Origin of the sequence: Hydrogenophaga sp. (assembly GCF_030158645.1) — a bacterium.
Taxonomy (GTDB): domain Bacteria; phylum Pseudomonadota; class Gammaproteobacteria; order Burkholderiales; family Burkholderiaceae_C; genus Hydrogenophaga.
Map to the genome: position 1 here is coordinate 13,884 of NZ_JAOASO010000045.1, position 19,204 is coordinate 33,087.

Annotated in this window: 20 protein-coding genes; 10 read left to right on the forward strand and 10 right to left on the reverse strand. The window is 69.1% G+C overall.

Annotation, left to right across the window (positions count from 1 at the left end; genetic code table 11):
* Positions 1–13: 13 nt before the first annotated feature.
* Genes coaD through Q1W68_RS05110 form a run of 4 tightly spaced genes read right to left on the reverse strand, consistent with a single transcriptional unit; the run spans position 14 to position 3,966 of the window.
* The gene (gene coaD / locus Q1W68_RS05095; protein WP_300654656.1) at positions 14–532 is read right to left on the reverse strand and encodes a pantetheine-phosphate adenylyltransferase; all 519 of its coding nucleotides are present in this window, start codon (positions 530–532) and stop codon (positions 14–16) included.
* A 36-nt stretch (positions 533–568) separates the two neighbouring features.
* On the reverse strand, positions 569–1,183 hold the full coding sequence (gene rsmD / locus Q1W68_RS05100; protein ID WP_300654653.1) for a 16S rRNA (guanine(966)-N(2))-methyltransferase RsmD: 615 nt from the start codon (positions 1,181–1,183) through the stop codon (positions 569–571).
* A gap of 36 nt (positions 1,184–1,219) precedes the next feature.
* Positions 1,220–2,566: a pitrilysin family protein gene (locus Q1W68_RS05105; protein WP_300715755.1), complete on the reverse strand. Its 1,347-nt coding sequence runs from the start codon at positions 2,564–2,566 to the stop codon at positions 1,220–1,222.
* On the reverse strand, positions 2,563–3,966 hold the full coding sequence (locus Q1W68_RS05110) for a pitrilysin family protein (protein WP_300715756.1): 1,404 nt from the start codon (positions 3,964–3,966) through the stop codon (positions 2,563–2,565). The genes Q1W68_RS05105 and Q1W68_RS05110 overlap by 4 nt, the downstream gene beginning before the upstream one ends.
* A gap of 29 nt (positions 3,967–3,995) precedes the next feature.
* On the opposite strand from Q1W68_RS05110, the gene ftsY reads away from it, so the two are divergent.
* Positions 3,996–5,021 carry a signal recognition particle-docking protein FtsY gene (ftsY, locus tag Q1W68_RS05115; RefSeq protein ID WP_300715757.1) on the forward strand — a complete coding sequence of 342 codons (1,026 nt, stop codon included), beginning with the start codon at positions 3,996–3,998 and terminating at the stop codon, positions 5,019–5,021.
* Between the two features lie 4 nt (positions 5,022–5,025).
* Here ftsY and Q1W68_RS05120 read toward each other — a convergent pair whose 3' ends face one another.
* Positions 5,026–5,235 (reverse strand): zf-HC2 domain-containing protein, encoded by a 210-nt coding sequence (locus Q1W68_RS05120; RefSeq protein WP_300715758.1) that lies wholly within the window; start codon positions 5,233–5,235, stop codon positions 5,026–5,028.
* Positions 5,232–5,816: a sigma-70 family RNA polymerase sigma factor gene (locus Q1W68_RS05125; RefSeq protein ID WP_300715759.1), complete on the reverse strand. Its 585-nt coding sequence runs from the start codon at positions 5,814–5,816 to the stop codon at positions 5,232–5,234. Before Q1W68_RS05125 ends, Q1W68_RS05120 begins: the two co-directional genes overlap by 4 nt.
* Positions 5,817–5,875: 59 nt before the next feature.
* Between Q1W68_RS05125 and Q1W68_RS05130 the strand changes: the two genes are divergently transcribed.
* From Q1W68_RS05130 to Q1W68_RS05170, 9 genes are all read left to right on the forward strand, one after another.
* Positions 5,876–6,394 carry a TlpA disulfide reductase family protein gene (locus Q1W68_RS05130; protein WP_300654883.1) on the forward strand — a complete coding sequence of 173 codons (519 nt, stop codon included), beginning with the start codon at positions 5,876–5,878 and terminating at the stop codon, positions 6,392–6,394.
* A gap of 132 nt (positions 6,395–6,526) precedes the next feature.
* Positions 6,527–6,808, forward strand: coding sequence for a DUF2282 domain-containing protein (locus Q1W68_RS05135; protein ID WP_300654880.1), 282 nt, complete (start codon positions 6,527–6,529; stop codon positions 6,806–6,808).
* A gap of 27 nt (positions 6,809–6,835) precedes the next feature.
* Positions 6,836–7,741 carry a DUF692 domain-containing protein gene (locus Q1W68_RS05140; protein ID WP_300715760.1) on the forward strand — a complete coding sequence of 302 codons (906 nt, stop codon included), beginning with the start codon at positions 6,836–6,838 and terminating at the stop codon, positions 7,739–7,741.
* Positions 7,738–8,565 carry a DNA-binding domain-containing protein gene (locus Q1W68_RS05145; protein WP_300654875.1) on the forward strand — a complete coding sequence of 276 codons (828 nt, stop codon included), beginning with the start codon at positions 7,738–7,740 and terminating at the stop codon, positions 8,563–8,565. Before Q1W68_RS05140 ends, Q1W68_RS05145 begins: the two co-directional genes overlap by 4 nt.
* Positions 8,562–9,050, forward strand: coding sequence for a DoxX family membrane protein (locus Q1W68_RS05150; RefSeq protein WP_300654872.1), 489 nt, complete (start codon positions 8,562–8,564; stop codon positions 9,048–9,050). The genes Q1W68_RS05145 and Q1W68_RS05150 overlap by 4 nt, the downstream gene beginning before the upstream one ends.
* 49 nt (positions 9,051–9,099) lie before the next feature.
* Positions 9,100–10,308, forward strand: a complete 1,209-nt coding sequence (locus tag Q1W68_RS05155) for an ABC transporter substrate-binding protein (protein WP_300715762.1) — start codon at positions 9,100–9,102, stop codon at positions 10,306–10,308.
* Positions 10,284–11,957 (forward strand): ABC transporter permease, encoded by a 1,674-nt coding sequence (locus tag Q1W68_RS05160; RefSeq protein WP_300715763.1) that lies wholly within the window; start codon positions 10,284–10,286, stop codon positions 11,955–11,957. The genes Q1W68_RS05155 and Q1W68_RS05160 overlap by 25 nt, the downstream gene beginning before the upstream one ends.
* Positions 11,954–12,604: an ATP-binding cassette domain-containing protein gene (locus Q1W68_RS05165; RefSeq protein ID WP_300715764.1), complete on the forward strand. Its 651-nt coding sequence runs from the start codon at positions 11,954–11,956 to the stop codon at positions 12,602–12,604. Before Q1W68_RS05160 ends, Q1W68_RS05165 begins: the two co-directional genes overlap by 4 nt.
* On the forward strand, positions 12,594–13,199 hold the full coding sequence (locus Q1W68_RS05170; protein WP_300654861.1) for a CDP-alcohol phosphatidyltransferase family protein: 606 nt from the start codon (positions 12,594–12,596) through the stop codon (positions 13,197–13,199). The genes Q1W68_RS05165 and Q1W68_RS05170 overlap by 11 nt, the downstream gene beginning before the upstream one ends.
* 12 nt (positions 13,200–13,211) lie before the next feature.
* Here the strand turns inward: Q1W68_RS05170 and Q1W68_RS05175 are convergent, their stop codons facing one another.
* The 4 genes from Q1W68_RS05175 to Q1W68_RS05190 all read right to left on the reverse strand — a co-directional run bounded on the left by Q1W68_RS05175 (position 13,212) and on the right by Q1W68_RS05190 (position 19,157).
* Positions 13,212–15,929, reverse strand: a complete 2,718-nt coding sequence (locus Q1W68_RS05175) for an HAD-IC family P-type ATPase (protein WP_300659282.1) — start codon at positions 15,927–15,929, stop codon at positions 13,212–13,214.
* A 123-nt stretch (positions 15,930–16,052) separates the two neighbouring features.
* On the reverse strand, positions 16,053–16,697 hold the full coding sequence (locus tag Q1W68_RS05180; RefSeq protein ID WP_300651844.1) for a BLUF domain-containing protein: 645 nt from the start codon (positions 16,695–16,697) through the stop codon (positions 16,053–16,055).
* Between the two features lie 91 nt (positions 16,698–16,788).
* Entirely contained in the window at positions 16,789–18,102 is a 1,314-nt protein-coding gene (locus Q1W68_RS05185; RefSeq protein WP_300659279.1) for a TIGR04283 family arsenosugar biosynthesis glycosyltransferase, read from the reverse strand.
* Positions 18,099–19,157: a hypothetical protein gene (locus Q1W68_RS05190; protein WP_300653347.1), complete on the reverse strand. Its 1,059-nt coding sequence runs from the start codon at positions 19,155–19,157 to the stop codon at positions 18,099–18,101. The genes Q1W68_RS05185 and Q1W68_RS05190 overlap by 4 nt, the downstream gene beginning before the upstream one ends.
* Between the last annotated feature and the right edge of the window lie 47 nt (positions 19,158–19,204).

Consider the following 19,204-nt stretch of genomic DNA (forward strand, 5'->3'; position numbering starts at 1 on the left):
GATCGCTCCCTGTTCAGGCCTGCAGCGGAGCCGGTTTGAGGTTCGCGCCCACGTGGGCGTTCACCATCTGCGACACATCACCGCCCAGTTGCGAAATCTCGCGCACCAGCGTGCTGGAGATGCACTGCAGCTCGGCCTGCGGCAACAGGAACACCGTCTCCACCGCCGGGTTGAGCTTGCGGTTCATCGCCGCCATCTGGGCTTCGTAGTCGAAGTCGGTCAGGTTGCGGATGCCGCGCACCACGGCGCAAGCGCCTTGTTGGCGGCAGAAATCCATGATGAGACCGTCGAATGGCAGCACACGCACCTGACCGGGCATGCGCGAGGCGGCTTCGGCCGCCATGTCCAACCGCTGCTGCAATGAAAAGCGGGTCTTCTTGTGGTGCGCGATGGCCACCGCGATGATCACTTCGTCGAACAACAACGCAGCGCGGCGCGCCACGTCCTCGTGACCCAGCGTGAGCGGATCGAAGGTGCCGCTGTACACCGCCACACGGGGCTGTTTCGAGGTCGGGGAAAGGTCGGAAGACATGGCGCGAATTATGCGCGCGGGGCGGTCAGCGCCCGCTCACGGCGCGGGCAATGGCCGCAACAGGTGAAAGGCCACCGCGCCCGCCTTGCCCTGCCGGTGCACCTGAAGCCCCAGCGTCGCCAGTTCGTCGTCGAGCCAGGGGCGCGGCGCTTCCAGGTAGACGAAGCCCTCACCACCGATGGCCTGCCGCGCCGCCGCCAAGGCCGAGAGCACCAGGGTTTCGTTCTGCGCATCGGCGAACGGCGGATCGAGAAACACCACGTCAAAGCCCTGACCGGCGCGCTGGCGCAGCGCGGCCACACCATCACCGCGCTCCACGCGCACCGCAGTGGCCTTGAGCTTGGTCACCGTGCGGCTGAGGTTGGCGAGCAGAGCGCTGTCCTGCTCCACCAACACCACCTCCACCGCGCCGCGCGAAGCGGCTTCCAGGCCCAGCGCGCCGGTGCCGGCAAAGGCGTCCACACAGCGCAGGCCGGTGAGGTCCTGGCCCAGCCAGTTGAACAGGGTTTCGCGCACGCGCGAGGGTGTCGGTCGCAGGCCGGGCCGGTCGGCCACGGGCAGCAGCGTGCGTTTCCAGAGGCCGCCGATGATGCGGATTTCGTGCGGAGCGCTGGCCGCGGCGCGCGCCGCGGAAACGGGAGGTTTTTTCATGCCACCGAGCTTACGCGACCCGAACCCGCATCGCGCTCAGGGCTGGGCCCCCACCACCACGGTCACCATGCGGTCCGGCTGCAACACCCGGGCAAACGAGCGCCGGATGTCGGCCACGCTCACACGCTCGATCTGCTGCGTCCAGGTGTCCAGGTAGTCCAGTGGCAAGCCGTTCCAGCCGATGTTGGCCACGTTGTCGAGCAGCTTGCGGTTGCTGTCGATGCGCAGCGAAAACCCGTTCACCAGGAACGCCTTGGCCGCCACCAGCTCGGCCTCGGTCGGCCCCTGCTCCACAAACTGCTTCACCACGTTGCGCGAGACCTCCACCGCCTGCGCGGCCTGGTCGGGCCGCGTGGTGAGGCCGATCTGGAAGGCGCCTGCGTGACGACCCGGTGCGAAGTAGCTGAACACGCTGTAAGTGAGACCCCGCTTCTCGCGTACCTCGGTGGTCAGGCGCGACACGAAGCCACCGCCACCCAGGATGTAGTTGCCCACGAACAGCGGGAAAAAGTCCGGGTCGTTGCGGGCAATACCGGGTTGACCGATGGACACCTGGGCTTGCGCGGCAGCAAACGGCAGGCGTTCGTCGATCGCGCGCTCCAGCGCCCGCACCTGCGGCACCGCGGGCAGCGGCTCGCATCCGTGCGACTTCAGCGGTGCCATGAACCGACCCACGATGGCGTCGGCCTGCGCGCGGTCGATCGCGCCCACCAGGGTCACCTGCGCGCGGCAGGCCACCACATGGCGGCGGTAGAAGGCCTGCATGTCGGCCACGTTGATCGCGTTGAAGGTGGCGGCATCAGGCTGGAAACCATAGGGATGCTGGCCGTACACCGCGCGCGCAAACGCGCGGCCCGCCTGCGTGCCCGGCCGGTTTTCGGCTTCCTTGAGTGACGCCAGCAGGCGCTCGCGGTCGCGCTGCCACACCGCCTGGGGCCAGGCGGGTGCGGCGATCTGGCGCGCGGCCAGGGCCACAGCGCGCTGCAACAGGTCGGGCTCGGTCAGGGTACGCAGCGACAGGGTGAAGCGATCGGCGCTGGCCTGCGCGCCAAACTGTGCGCCCAGATCCACCCAGGCTTCGCTGAGCCGGTTCTCGTCCAGCGCGGGCAGGCCGGGCTGTGCGGTCACACCGCCCGAGAGCAAACCCGCCGTCGCGTTGGCCAGGCCGGCCTGCGCCGCCGGGTCGCGCCGGCTGCCACCGTCGAAGTCGAGCTGCACGTCCAGCATGGGGATGGACGGGCTCGCGACCAGGTAGACGCGCGCGCCGCTGGCGTGGGTCCAGTGCTCGATGGGAATGGCAGCCTGGGCGTTGTGGATCACGCTGGCGAGCAGGACCGCCAACACGGCGGTGGAACGAAAAGAGATTCTCAGAACGGCTTTCATTTCTGGCCCCCCTGGGGCACCAGCACCGCGGTGGTGAGCTGTTGATCGGAGAAATAGCGCTGCGCCACCGACTGCACTTGCGCGGCGGTCACCGCCTTCAGGCGGCCCATCAGCCGGTCGCCGGTGTGGATGTCCAGGCCATTGGCCCAGTAGCTGCCGAGTTCCTGCGCCTGGTTGAACACCGAGTCGAGTTTGTAGACCTCACCCGCCGTCCACTGCGTCTTCACGCGGCGCAGCTCGTCCTCGCTGATGCCCTCGCGCGCGATGCGCTCCACCTCGGATTTGAGCGCTGCGGCCGCCATCTCGGGGGTGACGCCGCGCGCCGGCACCGCGCTCAGCGAGAAGAGCTGCGGACCGCGGCCCATGAGGCCATAGGAGGCACCTGCGCTGTCGGCGATGCGTTTGCCCGCGGTGCCCTGGCCCTGCACCAAGGCGCGGTCCAACCGGGCACCGGCGTAGCCGTCGAGCACGGCCGAGAGCACCGTCAAGGCCAGCGCGTCCTGGCTCGCCGCGTCACCCTCGGCGGCACCGCTCCAGCGCGGCACCTTGTAAGCCAGCGCCACCACAGCCTGGTCGGCCACGGCGCGGTATTCCATGCGGCGCGGACCGGACTGCGGCGGCTCTTCGCGCGGCTTGCGCGCCGGCACGGCACGGGCGGGGATGGGGCCGAAATGTTTCTCGGCCAGTGCGCGGGTCTTTTCCACATCGACATCACCCGCGATCACCACGGCGGCATTCGCCGGCGTGTACCAGCGTTGATGGAACTCACGCGCATCGTTGGGCGTGAGCGACTCGATGTCGCTCATCCAGCCGATGATGGGCCGGCGGTAGGGGCTCGCCTGATAGACCATGGCGTTCATCGCCTCGAACATGCGTGCACGCGGCGACTCTTCGGTGCGCTGGCGCCGCTCTTCCTTCACGACCTCGATCTCGCGCTTGAACTCGTCGTCGCTCCACTGGTTGCGAGCGAAACGATCGGCTTCGAGCTTCATCACGGCCTCCAGCGCCTGCGCCGGCACCTGCTGGTGGTAGGCCGTGGCGTCGCGGCTGGTGAAGGCGTTGTCGCGCCCACCCAGGGCCGCGATGCGGCGCGAGAACTCGCCGGGCTTGAGGTCGGGCGTGCCCTTGAACATCATGTGTTCGAGCACATGGGCCACGCCCGAGGTGCCGTCCACCTCGTCGATGGAGCCCACCCGGACCCACAGCATGTGGGCCACGGTGGGCGCGCGTCGGTCGGGTCGCACGATCAGCGTCATGCCGTTGGACAGCGTGAAGCTCTGGGCCACCGGGGCGGCGGAAGGCGGGGTGGGGGTCTGTGCCAACGACCCGAAGGCCGCGAAAGCCAGTGCGATGGACAGTGCGGCGTGGCGCCCGTCCGGCAGGTTCAGAGTGCGTTTCATAGAATGCAATGGATTCTAGAGATGGACAAATGTTCTCGTTCTTTCGCAAAAAAGCCCCCACCGAGCCCTCACCGGCCAACCCCACGCCCCCCGCAGCCACACCTGCGGCAGCGCCTTCCGTCGAACTGGCACCCCCGCCACCCACCGCCGCACCCGTGCGCCAGGGCTGGCTGGACAAACTCAAGAACGGGCTGCGCAAGACCGGCTCGAGCATCGCCACGGTATTCACCGGCACGCAGATCGATGACGCCCTGTACGAAGAGCTGGAAGCCGCGCTGCTGATGGCCGACACGGGCGTGAAGGCGACCACCCACTTGCTGGCCGACCTCAAGCGCCGGGTGAAGGAGAGCAAGACCACCGACCCCGCCGCCGTCAAGGGCCTTCTCGCCGATGCCATCACCGACCTGCTGATGCCGCTGCAAAAGCCGCTGGTGATCGGTGAACACAAGCCCACCGTGATCATGGTGGCGGGCGTGAACGGTGCGGGCAAGACCACCTCCATCGGCAAACTGACGCGCCACCTGGCACAGGGGGGCGCCAGCGTGCTGCTGGCCGCGGCCGACACCTTCCGCGCTGCCGCGCGCGAGCAACTCGCGGTGTGGGCCGACCGGAACACGGTGGAAATCATCACGCAGCAAGGCGGCGACCCGGCCGCGGTGAGTTTCGACGCGGTGACCGCCGGGCGCGCGCGCGGACGCGACGTGGTGCTGGTGGACACCGCCGGGCGCCTGCCGACCCAGCTGCACCTGATGGAGGAGCTGCGCAAGATCAAGCGCGTGGTGCAGAAAGCCGATCCGTCATCACCGCACGAGGTGCTGCTGGTCATCGACGGCAACACCGGCCAGAACGCCCTGGCCCAGGTGAAGGCCTTCGACGAGACCCTGGGCCTCACCGGTCTCATCATCACCAAGCTCGACGGCACGGCCAAGGGCGGGGTGATCTGCGCGATCGCCCGAGAGAAGCCGGTGCCGATCTACTTCATCGGGGTGGGTGAGAAGCTGGAAGACCTGGAGACCTTCAACGCGCGCGAGTTTGCGCAGGCGTTGCTGTCCTGAGCACTCAGCTTTCGTTGTCGGAGTAGTTGCGCCACTGGCCCATGACGTTGCGCATGGTCAGCAACTGGCGCTCGAAGCGCGGACAGGCCTGACACATGGCCATGTGCACGCGCAGCGCCAGGCGCTCGACCAGCGGCAGGGCGCGGTCTTCGCGGGCAATCAGAAGCGCGGAGACTTCCTTGCAGGTGCGGCGCAGCGGATAGGCGGGCTTCATTTCGTTGACGGTCGGGCAAACCAGTTGATTTCAAGGCATTCGCGCAAGCGCAGCCGGGCCCGGTGCAGTTGAACGTACAGGTTGGTCGGTGTGAGCGACAGTTCCTTACAGATCTCCTCGCTGGAGAGTTCCAGCCATTCGCGCATCAGGAACAGGCGGCCCTGCACGGGCGGCAGTTTGTCGGTACAGGCTTCCAGCACCGCGAAGAACTGGCGGCTGTTCAGGTCCTGCTCCGGGTTGCCCCACTCGGCGGGTTTCTCGGCGTAGTGTCCATCGGCTTTGAAAGCCATGTGCTCCAGCGGGTCGGCGCCGTCGTCCTCATGGCCGCTGGACAGGCACACCTCGCGGCTGTTCTGCCGCAGGGCATCGATGATCTTGTGCTTGAGGATGCCGACCAGCCAGGTCTTGAGCTGGGACCGCTGCTCGAAACCCTGGGGGCGCGCAATTGCGGCCAGCATGGTTTCGGACACCGCGTCCTCGGCCCAGGTGTCGTTGCGCAGCTGCAGGCGTGCGAATTTGAGCAGGTACACGCGCAAATCCGCGACTTGTTGCTCGAACGACGGGGGGTTGGGCTGCGGCATGGGGGCTGAGTGTAATGAAACGTCGGGCACAACGACTGACGGGCACTCTGGAGGCTCCCATGTCACTGTCACCCGCCCATTTCAAAGCGCGACTCGTTGCGCTGACCCTCACAACGGTCCTCTTTGCGCCCGCGGCGGCGGCACAAACCACGCCCGGCGTGCCGCAGCAGTTGCTCGGCAAGACGCTGGACGGCCAGGCTTTTGACCTGCAAGCCCTGCGCGGCAAGGTGGTGATGGTGGTCTTCTGGTCCACCGATTGCGCGGTCTGCCGCGACAAGATGCCCGAGCTGCGCGCCAACGTGAAAGGCTGGGCCGGTCAACCCTTCGAGCTGGTCGGTGTGAGCACCGACCGCCTGCGCAGCAACGCCGTGAACTACCAGCGATTGGTCAATGCCACGGTGCCCACGGGCCAGCGCTTCACCACGCTGTGGACCGGCGAGCCGCAGTACCGCGACAGCTTCGGCTCGCCAGGTCAGTTGCCCGCGGCCTTCCTGCTCGACAAGGCCGGACAGCTCGTGGAGCAGTACCACGGCCGCATTCCACCCGAGGCGTGGGACCGCATCGCCGACCTGCTCTGAACAATTTGTTCCAGGCGACGTAAGAAAGCCGCCCGACGCCAGACCAACCCCCAACCCGCTTGTGATGTGACCGAAAACCGGTTCTTCGCGGTGGGTTGTTCTTCAACCTGTCCTTTCCTTCAGGAGCTTCCCATGAACCAACGCACCATGATCGCCGCCGCCGCCACTTCGCTGATGTCGCTGGCCCTGCTCTCCTCACCCGCCTTTGCACAGACCGCCGCCAAGGAGAAATGCTTCGGCATCGCCAAGGCCGGCCAGAACGATTGCGCCAACATCGCCGGCACCCATTCGTGCGCGGGCCAGTCCAAGGTGGACAACGACAAGGGCGAGTGGAAATACGTGCCCGCCGGCACCTGCAAACAGATGGGTGGCATGGGCCTGGAGCAGGCCAAGATGGACATGAAGAAGTCCTGATCGCCGCACCCTTTCAAGGCCAACGCCATGATCGCCACCGAACCCCGCCCGCAGACCCACGAGGTCGCACGCGTGGGCATCGGCTGGCGGCACCCCCATCACGCCGAGCTGCTGCAGCGGCAGCCGGCCCTGGACTTCATCGAGGTCCATTCCGAAAACTTCTTTGCGCCCGGTGGCGCTGCGCGCGCCGTGCTGCGCCAGGGGCGTGAACACTATGCCGTCAGCCTCCACGGCGTGGGCCTGTCGCTGGGCTCGGCCGCCGGCATCGACGCAGCGCACCTCGACCAGCTCGCGGCGCTGGTGGCCGAGATCGAGCCGGTGCGCGTGAGTGACCACGCCTGTTTTGCACGCGGCAGCCTGTCGTCTCAACCCGAGCACGCGGTGCACGCCGCCGACCTGCTGCCCACCCCCTTCACCCGCGAAGCGCTGGATGCGATGTGCGCCAACGTGCAACGGGTGCAGGACCGCCTGCGCCGTCCGATCGCGGTGGAAAACCTGTCCGCCTATGTGCGCTGGCAGGTCAACGAACTGGGCGAGCCCGAGTTCCTCAATCATTTGGTCCGGCGCACCGGCTGCCACCTGCTGGTGGATCTGAACAACATCTTCGTCAACGCCCTCAACGACCGGCTGCTGGGCTCGTTGCAAGACCCGCTGGACGCGTGCCTCGGCTGGCTCGACGCCATCGAACCGGGCGCCGTGGTCGAGCTGCACCTGGCCGGCCATGTCGACTGCGGCGACATCGTGATCGACGACCACGGCAGCCGCGTCGTGCCCGCGGTGTGGTCGCTGTACCGCCACGCCCTGTCGCGGTTCGGCGCCGTGCCCACCCTGATCGAATGGGACACCGACGTGCCCGACCTGCAGGTGCTGCTCGACGAAGCGGCGACAGCACGCGCCCACGCGGGCCAGACCCTGGACCCGGCGGTCGCATGAACACCCTGATGCTGCAGCAGCAAAGCCTGCTCGACGCGCTGTTCGCCCGCCCCGGCAGCCCACAGGCTGCCGGGGCCGTGCATCACCTGAACACGTGGATCGAGCCGCGTGCGTCCCGCGGCCTCATGGCCTACCAGGCCAACGGCCATGCGCTCGCCGAGCGCTGTCTGCCCGCCGCCTACCCGGTGGTGGCGCAGCTCATCGGCCAGGACAGCGTCCACGCGCTGGCCCGCGACCTGTGGCACCGCCATCCGCCGGTGGGTGGCGATCTCGCCCAATGGGGCGATGCCCTGCCCGCCTTTCTGAGCGACAGCGACCAACTTGCCGACGTGCCCTACCTGGCCGACGTGGCGCGCGTCGAGTGGGCGCTGCACCGCGCGGCCAGCGCCCCGGATGCCGACCCCGACCTGCCCAGCTTCGGCCGCCTGTCCACCGAAGACCCCGAATCGCTCACGCTGTGGCTCGCACCCGGCACGGCCCTCATCCCCAGCGACTGGCCGGTGGTCAGCCTGGTCACCGCGCACACCAGCGGTGAACCCACCCTGGCCGAGGCCGGTCAGCGCGTGCGTGACCGCGTGGGTGAGACCGCCCTGGTCTGGCGACAGGGCTGGCAGCCCTGCGTGGCGGCGTGTCCCGCCAACGCGCTTGGCCTGCTGCGGGCGCTGCAGCGCGGCGCGGCGCTGACCGAGGCCCTGGGCGAGGCCCCGGCGGATTTCGATTTCTCCGACTGGCTCACGCAGGCCGTGCACAGCGGTCTGGTGCTCGGCGTGGCCGACGCCACACCCCCACCCCCAAACACCCCACACACCGAGGAAACCCCATGAACACACCCACCCTCCTGCAGCGCGGCCATGCGCTCTGGTCTGTCGTCACACAAGCGCTCAACGCGGCGCAACCGCTGGCCGCGCTCGCCGCACGCATCTACCTGGCCCAGGTGTTTTTTCTCTCGGGCCTGACCAAGGTCCGCGACTGGGAAACCACGGTCCTGCTGTTCACCGAGGAATACAAAGTGCCCCTGCTCTCACCCCAGCTGGCCGCCCTGTCGGGGACGGCGGGTGAGCTGGTGTTGCCGGTGCTCTTGGTGCTCGGTCTGGCGGGGCGCTTTTCGGCGCTGGGGCTGTCGGTCGTGAATGCGGTGGCGGTGGTCAGCCTGGCCGAGATCGCACCCGCCGCGCTGCAGCAGCACATCACCTGGGGCGTGCTGCTGGCCGCGCTGGCCATCCACGGTGTCGGCAGGTGGTCGGTGGACTGCCTGTGGATCCAGCCCCGCCTCAACCGGACAGCGGCAACGGGCATGGCCTTGAACTAAGCTTCCGCAGGTCCATCGAAACCCATCGAATTTCCACGGAGACAACGCCTTGCCCCATTCCACCGCCCACCTCTCCCGCCGCCAGCTCCTGCTCGCCGCCGGCGCCGCCACCCTGACGCCGGCCTGGGCCCAGTCCGGCTGGCCCGCCATCGAACAGGCCGCGCGCGGCCAGACCGTGTTCTGGAACGCCTGGGCCGGCAGCGAGCAGACCAACGCCTACCTGCAGTGGGTGGCGCAACAGGTGCAGGCTTCGCACGGCATCAAGCTGCAGCACGTGAAGATCACCGACACCGCCGACGTGGTCAAACGCGTGCGCGCGGAAAAGGCCGCGGGCCGCACGGCCGCCGAGGGCACGGTGGACCTGGTGTGGATCAACGGCGAGAACTTCGCGGCCATGAAACGCGAAGGCCTGCTGTTCGGCCCGTACGCCGAATCGCTGCCCAACTTCAAGCGGGTCGACGTGGCCGGCAAGCCCACCACGCTCAACGATTTTTCCGTGCCCACCGACGGCATGGAATCGCCCTGGGGCATGGCGCAGTTCACCCTGTTTGCCGACAGCAAACGCCTGCCGCAGCTGCCTCAGAGCATGCAGGCGCTGCTGGCGCTGGCGCGGGCCCAGCCCGGGCGCATCACCCACCCGCGCCTGCCGGACTTTCACGGCACCACCTTCATCAAACAGGCGCTCGTTGAATTCGCACCCGACGCCAAAGCCCTGGCACAGCCAGTGACCGACGCTGCCTTCGCCGCGCAGACCACCGCGCTCTGGCCGTTCCTGGACGCGCTGCGCCCGCACCTGTGGCGCGCGGGCAAACAGTTCCCGCAGAACGCCGCCGCCGTGCGCCAGATGATGGCCGACGGTGAGCTGCTGATGGCCATCACCTTCAACCCGAACGAAGCCGCCAACGAGATCGCGGCCAAGCGCCTGCCCACCTCGGTGGTGAGCTGGCAGTTTGAAAAAGGCACGATCGGCAACACGCACTTCGTCGCCATTCCGTACAACGCACGCAGCAAGCCCGGCGCGCAGGTGGTGGCCAACTTCCTGCTCTCGCCCGCCGCGCAGGCGCGCAAGGCCGACATCGCGCACTGGGGCGACCCGACGGTGCTCGACGTGCCCCGCCTGCCCGCCGCCGAGCGGGCGCTGTTCCAGACCGGCAACCTGCCCGGCCTGGTGACCCAAGGCGCCCCCACGCTGCCCGAACCCCACGCCTCGTGGGTCGATCCGCTGGAGAAGGAGTGGGCGCGCCGCTACGGCGTGTGATGCGTTTGTCGTCGAACGTTTCACGTCGGCACCTGGGTGCAGGCGCCCTGCTGGCGCTGGCGGCCGTGCCGGTGCTGTGGACCGCGCTCGAAGCGCTCAAGACCGGCAGCCACCCTGCGGCCTGGCGTGCACTCGCGCAAGACCCCGCGCTCACCCACGCCGCGCTGCTGACCCTGTGGACCGGCTTGGCCTCCACGCTGCTGGCCTGGTGGGGCGCGGCCGCGCTGCTCGCACGCGGCTTCGTGCGCCAGCGCCTCGCGCGCCTGCTGCGCGGCCTGCCGGTGATGCTGGCCACGCCCCACGCGGCGCTGGCCATCGGTTTTCTGTTTCTGCTCGCGCCCAGCGGCTGGCTGCTGCGCGCGCTCTCGCCCTGGCTCACCGGATTCGACAGCCCCCCGCCCTGGCCCACCACACAAGATCCCTGGGGCCTGGGCCTCATCGCCGCGCTGGTGGCCAAAGAGATTCCGTTCCTGCTCTGGACCGCCGCCACCCAACTGCAGCGCGACGACGTGCGCCAGCGCTGGCGCGCCGAGCACGCCCTGGCGCAAACGCTGGGCTACGCGCCGCGACGCGCCTTCTGGCTGGTGCTGTGGCCCCAGCTGGCCACCCGCCTGCGCTGGCCGCTGCTGGCGGTGCTGGCCTATGGGCTCACGGTGGTGGACATGGCGCTCGTCATCGGCCCGGCCAGCCCGCCCACGCTGGCCGTGCTGGCCTGGCAGTGGCTGCAGGACGCCGACCCGGCCACCTACGCGCAAGGCGCCGCGGCCGGCGTGTTGCTCGCGCTCATGGTGCTGGCGTGCAGCGCACTGTGGCTGGGCTTGCAGCACCTGCGGCGCAAGGCCTTGGCGCATGGGCACGGCGTACGCGGCTCGGTAGCGCGAACACCGGGCAGCGACATCGGCCTGTGGTTGCTGGTGGGCGTGTACGCCGCCGTGCTGCTGGCCCTCGCCGTGGGCAGCGTCAGCGGCGTCTGGGCCTTTCCAGCGGTGTGGCCGCAGAGCTTCACCACCACGGCCTGGCAACAGGTGGCGCAGAGCAGCGACACGGTAGTCACCACGCTGTGGATGGCGGTGGGCAGCAGTGCCATGGCGTTGCTGTGGAGCGTGGCCTGGCTCGAGCTCGCACCCCGCCGCTGGGACGATGCCCTGCGCCCGCTGCTGTACCTGCCGCTGGTGCTACCCGCCGTGCTGTGGGTGGTGGGGCTGTACGGCGTGGGCCTGCAACTGCGGCTGGAAGGCCAGGCCAGCGGCCTGCTGATCGCTCACACGCTCATGGTGCTGCCCTACGTGCTGCTCTCGCTCAGCCCCGCCTACCTGGGATTCGACCCCCGCTACGCCCAGCTCAATGCGAGCCTGGGTCGATCGAGCGCGGCGTTTTTGCTGCGCGTGAAGTGGCCGCTGCTCAAACGCTCGATCGCCTCCGCTGCGGCGGTGGGCTTCGCGGTCAGCGTGGCGCAGTACCTCCCCACGCTCTACGTGGGCGCCGGCCGTTTCGCCAGCGTGACCACCGAAGCCGTCACACTCGCCTCGGGCGGGCAACGCTCGCTCACCAGCGCCTACGCCGGCCTGCAGCTCGCGCTGCCCGTGCTGGCCTTTGCGCTGGCGGCCTGGCTGGGCCGACCCCGACGATTCCGATCCACCACCGCATGACGCTCTCCGTTCACATCCGCCACCTCGCCACCCGCGACCACACGCTGGTGCAAGACCTGCGCTTCGACGTGCCGCCCGGCCACATCCTCACGCTCATGGGCGCCAGCGGCAGCGGCAAAAGCTCGGTGCTCGCGGCCATCGCCGGCACGCTGCACGGCGTGACCGAAGGCAGCGAGGCCTTGCGCTTCGAGGGCACGGTGACGCTGGACGGGCGTGACCTCACCCCCCTGCCCACCGCGCAGCGCGGCATCGGCCTGCTGTTCCAGGACGACCTGCTGTTCGCCCACATGACGGTGGCCGAGAACCTGCTGTTCGCCGTGCCCGCCGGGCCGAAGCGCGAGCGGCTGGCCGCGGTGGCGCAAGCGCTGGACGAAGCGGGCCTGGCCGGCTTCGGCGCGCGCGACCCGGCCACGCTGTCGGGCGGCCAACGCGCCCGCGTCGCGCTCATGCGCGCCCTGCTGGCGCGTCCCCGGGCCCTGCTGCTCGACGAGCCGTTTTCCAAACTCGACGCCGCGCTGCGAGACCAGTTCCGCGCCTTCGTGTTCGACCACCTGCGCGACAGCGGCGTGCCCGCCGTGCTGGTGACGCACGACGCAGCGGACGTGGCCGACCCTTCGCTGGTGGTGGAGCTCGGCCGTGCTGGATAGCGCCATTCAACAGATCTTGAAGCCGGTGCTCAACCGCATCGCCCGCGGGCTGGTGCGCGCTGGCATCGGTGCCAACGCGCTCACGTTCATCGGCTTCGCGATCGGCATGGCCGCCGCCGTGGCCATCGTGTTCCAGCATTTCATGGCCGGTCTGGTGTTGTTGCTGCTCTCGCGGCTCATGGACGGGCTCGACGGTGCCGTGGCACGGCTCACCCACCCCACCGATCGGGGCGGCTTCCTCGACATCACGCTGGACTTTCTGTTCTACGCGTCGATGCCGCTGGCGTTCGCCCTGACCAACCCGGCGCAGAACGCGCTGCCGGCTGCCGTGTTGCTGGCCAGCTTCATGGGCACGGCCAGCAGCTTCCTGGCGTTTGCCATCGTGGCGGCCCAACGCGGGCTGGCCTCCACCGAGTTGCCCGACAAGAGCTTCTACTTTCTGGGTGGCTTGACCGAGGCCACCGAGACCATCGCGGCGTTTGTGGCCATGTGCCTGTGGCCGCAGTGGTTCGCGCCCATCGCCTATGGCTTTGCCGCCCTGTGCGCGATCACCACCGCGCTGCGCATCGGTTGGGGCTGGCAGCGCTTTCGCTGACCGCCCCGGCCTTCACATGCGGTGAACACCGCGGCGGCGCAGCACCCACTTCTCCGCCTCCACCGCCAGGAACATGCCGCCCGCCAAAGCGGCGATGACGCCCCAACTTGACGCGTCCAGCGCGGACGTGCCGAACAGCCGCTGCATCGGCGGCGCGTAGGTCAGCAGCATCTGCAGCACCAGCGTGACCACCACCGTGCCCAGCGCGACCGGGTTGCCCCTCCAGGTGGCGCGCGTGAAGGCGCTGGCGGTGAAGTGCCGCACGTTGAAAAGGTAAACGATTTCGCCCATCACCATCATGTTGATGACGGTGGTGCGCGCCATCTCCAGGCCTGCCCCGCGCGCCAGCTGCCAGTTGAAGACAAGAAACGAGGCCCCCATGAGCAGCAGGCTCACGAACACCACGCGCATCAGCATCCAGCGCGTGATGAGGGGTTCGTTCGCCGGTCGGGGTGGGCGCTGCATCACGCCGCGCTCGGCCGGCTCGAAGGCCAGCGAGATGTCCAGCGTGATGCTGGTGACCATGTTGATCCACAGGATCTGCGCAGCGGTGACCGGCATCGCCAGGCCGGCAAACACCGCCGCCAGGATCAGGCCGGCCTCACCACCGTTGGTGGGCAGCACAAACAGCAGCGACTTCTTGATGTTGTCGAACACGGTGCGCCCCTCGCGCACCGCCGCCGCGATGGTGGCGAAGTTGTCGTCGGTGAGCACCAGGTCGGCCGCTTCGCGCGCCGCGTCGGTGCCGCGCTGGCCCATGGCCACGCCGATGTCGGCGGCCTTGAGTGCCGGCGCGTCGTTCACGCCATCCCCCGTCATGGCCACCAACTGCCCCCCGGACTGCAGCGTGGCCACGAGGCGCAGCTTGTGTTCGGGGCTGGCGCGGGCGATCACATCGGTCTGTGCGAGCCGTTCCTTCAACGCGGTGTCGTCGAGCTGGTCGATCTCTGCACCGGTCAGCGGTGGGCCATCGCGCAGGCCGATCGCGCGGCCGATGGCAGCGGCCGTCACCGCGTGGTCGCCGGTGATCATCACCACGCGGATGCCGGCGCGCCGGCACTCGGCCACTGCCGCCACAGCCTCGGCACGCGGGGGGTCCATCAAACCCACCAACCCGAGCAGGGTAAAGCGCGGGGTGATGTCGCCCATGTTCAATCCCACCGTGCCCGCCGGCAGGTCGCACTCGGCCAGCGCCAGCACCCGTTGGCCCTGGGAGGCGGTCTCGTCCATGCGCGCCTGCCAGGCGGCCCTGTCCAGCGGACCGCCTGCGGAGTCGCTCACGCACAGCGAGAGCACGCGCTCGGGTGCGCCCTTGAGCAACACGAACACGCGCCCGGCGTGGTCGTGGTGCAGCGTGGCCATGAAACGGTGTTCGGACTCGAACGGGATGTCGTCCCGCCGCGGCGTGAGCGCCGCCTCTTCCGCTGGGTCCAGCCCGGCCTTGCGCGCCATCGACAGCAGCGCGCCTTCGGTGGGGTCACCGGCCAGCACCCAGCCCGCCGTGGACGTGTGGTGCAGCTGGGCGTCGTTGCACAGCAACGCGCAACGCGCGAGGCGCTGCAGGTCGGCGTCCTGCAGCGCGTCCAGCGCCGCGCCACTGCGGTGGAACCCGCCCTCGGGTGCGTATCCGGCACCTGTCACGTCCAGCGTGCGGCCCGACAGCATCACGCACACGGCGGTCATTTCATTGCGGGTCAGGGTGCCGGTCTTGTCGGTGCAGATCACGCTGACCGAGCCCAGCGTTTCCACCGCGGGCAAACGCCGCACCACCGCGCGCTGGCGCGCCATGGCGGCGGTGCCGATGGCCAGCGTGATGGTGACGATGGCCGGCAGGCCCTCGGGAATGGCCGCCACAGCCAAACCCACCACCGCGAGGAACAACGCCAGCGGCGGCAGGCCACCGATGAAAAAACCGTAGAGAAATGTGATCACGCTCACCACGCCGATCACCAGCGTGATCCGGCGCGCGAACTGGTCCAGGCGGCGCGTGAGCGGTGTGGCCAGGCTGCCAAGGTCGGACACCAGTGCGCCGATCTTGCCGATTTCGGTCTGGCTGGCCGTGGCCACCACCACGCCGCTGGCCTGCCCCACCGCCACGGTGGTGCCGGCAAACGCCATGCACAGCCGGTCGCCCAGCGACGCATCCAGCGCCACGGGTGCAGCGTCCTTCTCGGCCGGCACCGACTCACCGGTCAGCGCGGACTCGTCGATCCGCAGGTTCTTGGTGCGCAGCAGCCGCAGGTCGGCCGGCACGCGCGCGCCCGACTCCAGCAGCACCACGTCGCCCGGCACCAAGTCAGCGGCGTCGATCTCGTGGCGGTCCCCACCGCGCAGCACGGTGGCCCGGCTGGCCAGCATGGCGCGCACGGCTTCCAGCGCACGTTCGGCCTTGCCCTCCTGCACGAAACCAATGACCGCGTTGATCACCACCACACCCAGGATCACCGCCGCGTCCAGGTAGTCGCGCAACCAGAGCGTGACGAGTGCGGCCGCGATCAGCACGTAGATCAGCAAGTTGTTGAACTGGCGCAGCACCCGCATCCCCACGCTGGCGGGCGCCACCTGCCCGATGCGGTTGGGGCCGTGGTGGGCCAGGCGCTCGGTGGCCTGGGCAGGGGTGAGGCCGGTATCGGTGGATTTCAGGCCGTCCAGAACCTGTTGACCTGGCTGGCTGTGCGGGCACGGTACAGCCAGGGGAAGCGTTTCAGACGTCCGATGTTGAAGGGGCATGGCACAACATACGCCTTCGGCACAGGAACCACCATGACCATCATCAAAAAGGGCATTCAGACGTTTGCCCACGGCCCCATGGGATCGGCATGGGTCGGGTGCCGCTGGAGACCTGCCTCGGATCTACCTGAGCAGCGCGATCACGAGAGCCGCCAGACAGGCCAGCGCAACACCCACCACCACCTTCACGAAGCTTGTGCTGCCAGGTGCTGCAGCGGGTGGGATCTTGGAAGGCTGGCCCGGTGTGGCTGCGCGCGGCGAAGCGCGCCGCGCGGGCTGCACGACCGGATCGGTCCCTGCGGCGAGCGCCTGCAGCTCGCTGGGCACGGTGTCCACCGCGTCGTCCTCATTGCGCATGAAGCGAACCGCCGCGTCGATCTGGTCTTTTGTCAGCTGATAGGGGTCGAACTCCGACCCGCCCCATTGCCGCAAAAGCGCCTGCAGGCGTTGTTCGCCCGGAACGTACTTCATCGACCAGGCGCCGAACGTGCGCGTGTTGATCGACGACTGCAACAACACCGTCACGTCGCGGTGACGGGGGTCGTTTTCGATCTTGCTGTAGAGGTTCTGCACGATCCGCGCATCGCCTTCGAGGCACTGCAGAAAGTAGCCATCCCCAAACAGAAGACCGCCCACCACGTCGAGCCGGGCGTTGTTCTTGCGGGACTTGGCCAGAATGCGGGCGATGCCGGGATCCAAGCCCTGGTGCGTCGCGCTGGGGGTTGTCACAGAGCGGCTGGCGTACACGAGCCGGATCAGTTGATTCAAGGGAGGGGTCCTGTCGATGGGAAGGAGCGTGGGCCTTGCGGCGCACGCAGAGATTTTCGATCAGATCGCGCGGCCCCGGCCCGCGTCGGGTTTATCGGACAGCGCGCGCGTCGGTCAACGGCGTCGAGCGCCATTTCAGCCAGTCGGCGGGTTCGTCCACATCCCACAGCGTCGCCAGTTCGCGCCAGCTCGCACCCGCCACACGCACGCGCTCGCGGGTCTGCGTCAGCACCTGTGGCGTGCTCCATGCAACGTCGGTGAACACCTCGGGCACGGGCTTGCGCAGGCCCACCAGCACATAGCCGCCGTCCTCGGCCGGGATCAGCACCACATCAACCGTCTGCAGCGCGTCGGCGGCTTGCTGCAGGTGCACAGGCGTGAGCGCAGGGCAGTCGGTGCCAACGATGAGCAGGGGCATCCGGGACGGCTTCGCAAAGTGGTGGGCCATGGCCGTCGCCATGCGGATGCCCAGGTCACCGTCGGGCTGTGTGAGGGCGTTCACACCCCGGTGGCGTGCGAGCGCGCGAAAGAAGCGGTGCGCCGCATCGGGCGCACACCACAGCGTCAGTTCGCCCGTGCTGGCGGAGCGCACGGTGGCCAGGGTTCTCAGGGCAAAGCCCCGCTGCGCACGGGCGGCACCGGCCGCGCCGAGCAGCGGGATCAACCGCGTCTTGGCCAGCCCGGCCACCGGGGCCTTGGCCATCACGGCCACGGCCGCCGGCGCGCGGGGCCGGTAGCCGTAACGCAAGGCGAGCGTGTGGGCATCCATTCCCAGCGCATGCGCAGCGCGCAGCCGCCACATCAGCAGCACGGTGCGCCAGAAACCGTGCTGGTCCCAGCGGCGGCCCGAGGTGGTCACGCGATCACGCAGGCAGGCCGGCGCTTCGATGGCCTTCAGGCGCTGGCTCAGATCGATGTCTTCCATCAGGGGCATCGCCGCGAAACCACCCAGCGATTCGAACAGCCGCCGCTGAACGAACACGGCCTGGTCGCCGGTGGCGATGCCGGTGAGGCGCGAGCGCCGGTTCATGAACCAGGCCACCATGGGCAGCAGCGGGTGCTGTCCGTCGATGCGAACGTCGAAGCGACCCCAGCGGTGGCCGCGTTGCAGCACCTGCTCGATCAGCCGGTCGGCGTTGGCGGGCAGGTGGGTGTCGGCGTGCAGGAACAGCAGCACATCGGCGCGGGTGGCGGCAGCGCCCGCGTTGAGTTGCGAAGCGCGGCCGCGCGGGGCCTGCAGCGCCTGGTCGGCCAGCGCTTGGGCGATGGCCGGGGTGCCGTCGGTGCTGCCACCGTCCACCACGATGAGTTCAGCACCGCGCGCGCGCAGCGGCGCCAGCGCCTGCAGCTTCGAAGCCAGCGTGCTGGCTTCGTTGAGCACCGGCACAACCAGGGCCAGCTTCATGCGCGCATCCCGCGTTCAAACCGGTCGAAGCCGTCGAGCACCTCGGCCATCACGGCGGGGCCGAGGTAATGGTCCACCCGGTTGCGCACATGGGCCACCAACGCAGCTTCGCTGCGCTCGCTGGACCAGTCTTCGCCGTCGCCACCCGCACGCGCCGACGCTGACGACAGCGCGCGCCACTTGGCGCACCAGGTGATGGACCACAGCCACATGGCGCGGCGCAGCGGCCCGTGCCAGGCCTGCGCACCCGATGCGGTGGACCCCACCGCCTCGGCCCAGGCCGCATAAAAATCCAGCACCTCATACGCGGTGAGCACGGCCTGCGTGTCCACATCCCAGGTGGTGGAGGTGTAGAGCGTGGCGTGGGCCAGGTCCAGGCCGGGGTGGGCGTAGCGGCACTTCTCCAGATCGACCAGCACGGCACGACCGTCGGGCTGCACGATGAAGTTGCCCGGGTGGGCGTCGAAGGCGACGAGGCAGCGCGCGGGCCGATCGGATCGTTCCAAAAGAGCCTGCAGTCGACGGCGCTCGCCCTCGATGGCCGCCATCACCGGCGCGGGCAAACCGGCCGCGCCGAGGTGAGCGGCCTGCGCGTCGATCTCGTGGGCCAGCGACCGCAGCGGGTCGGCGGCGTTCAACAGGGGTGCGCGCGCCGCCGCCTCGGGCAGCGGCAGCGCGTGCAGGGCCGCGAGCGCCGCGGCCAGCGCGGGCAGGTCGTGCGGCAGGCGGGCCGGACGGCCCTCGATGGCCTGCACCAGCAGCGCGCCGCGTGGCAAGTGCTCGGAGGGCGGCAACACGCCGTGCAACACCGGCGTGTGGCCACTGGCCGCCGCGCGCTCGAAGCAGGCGCGCTGGTAGTGCAGGTTGTCCAGCGCGGCCAGGCCCAGCTGGCTCTGCTTCGGGATGCGCGCGAGCCAGCCGGTGCCTTGCAGGCGCACGTGGTCGTGCGCCAGGCCTTTGTCGGGCAGCGGCACCAGGGGCTGGTCGGCGGCGGGGTGACCCGCCGCCTGCAAGGCCGAACGCAAGCGCTGAATGACGTCGTTGGAAATCGGCAAGCCGGGATACCTCGGGGAAGACGGGATGAAGGCGGCGTTGAAGGGGC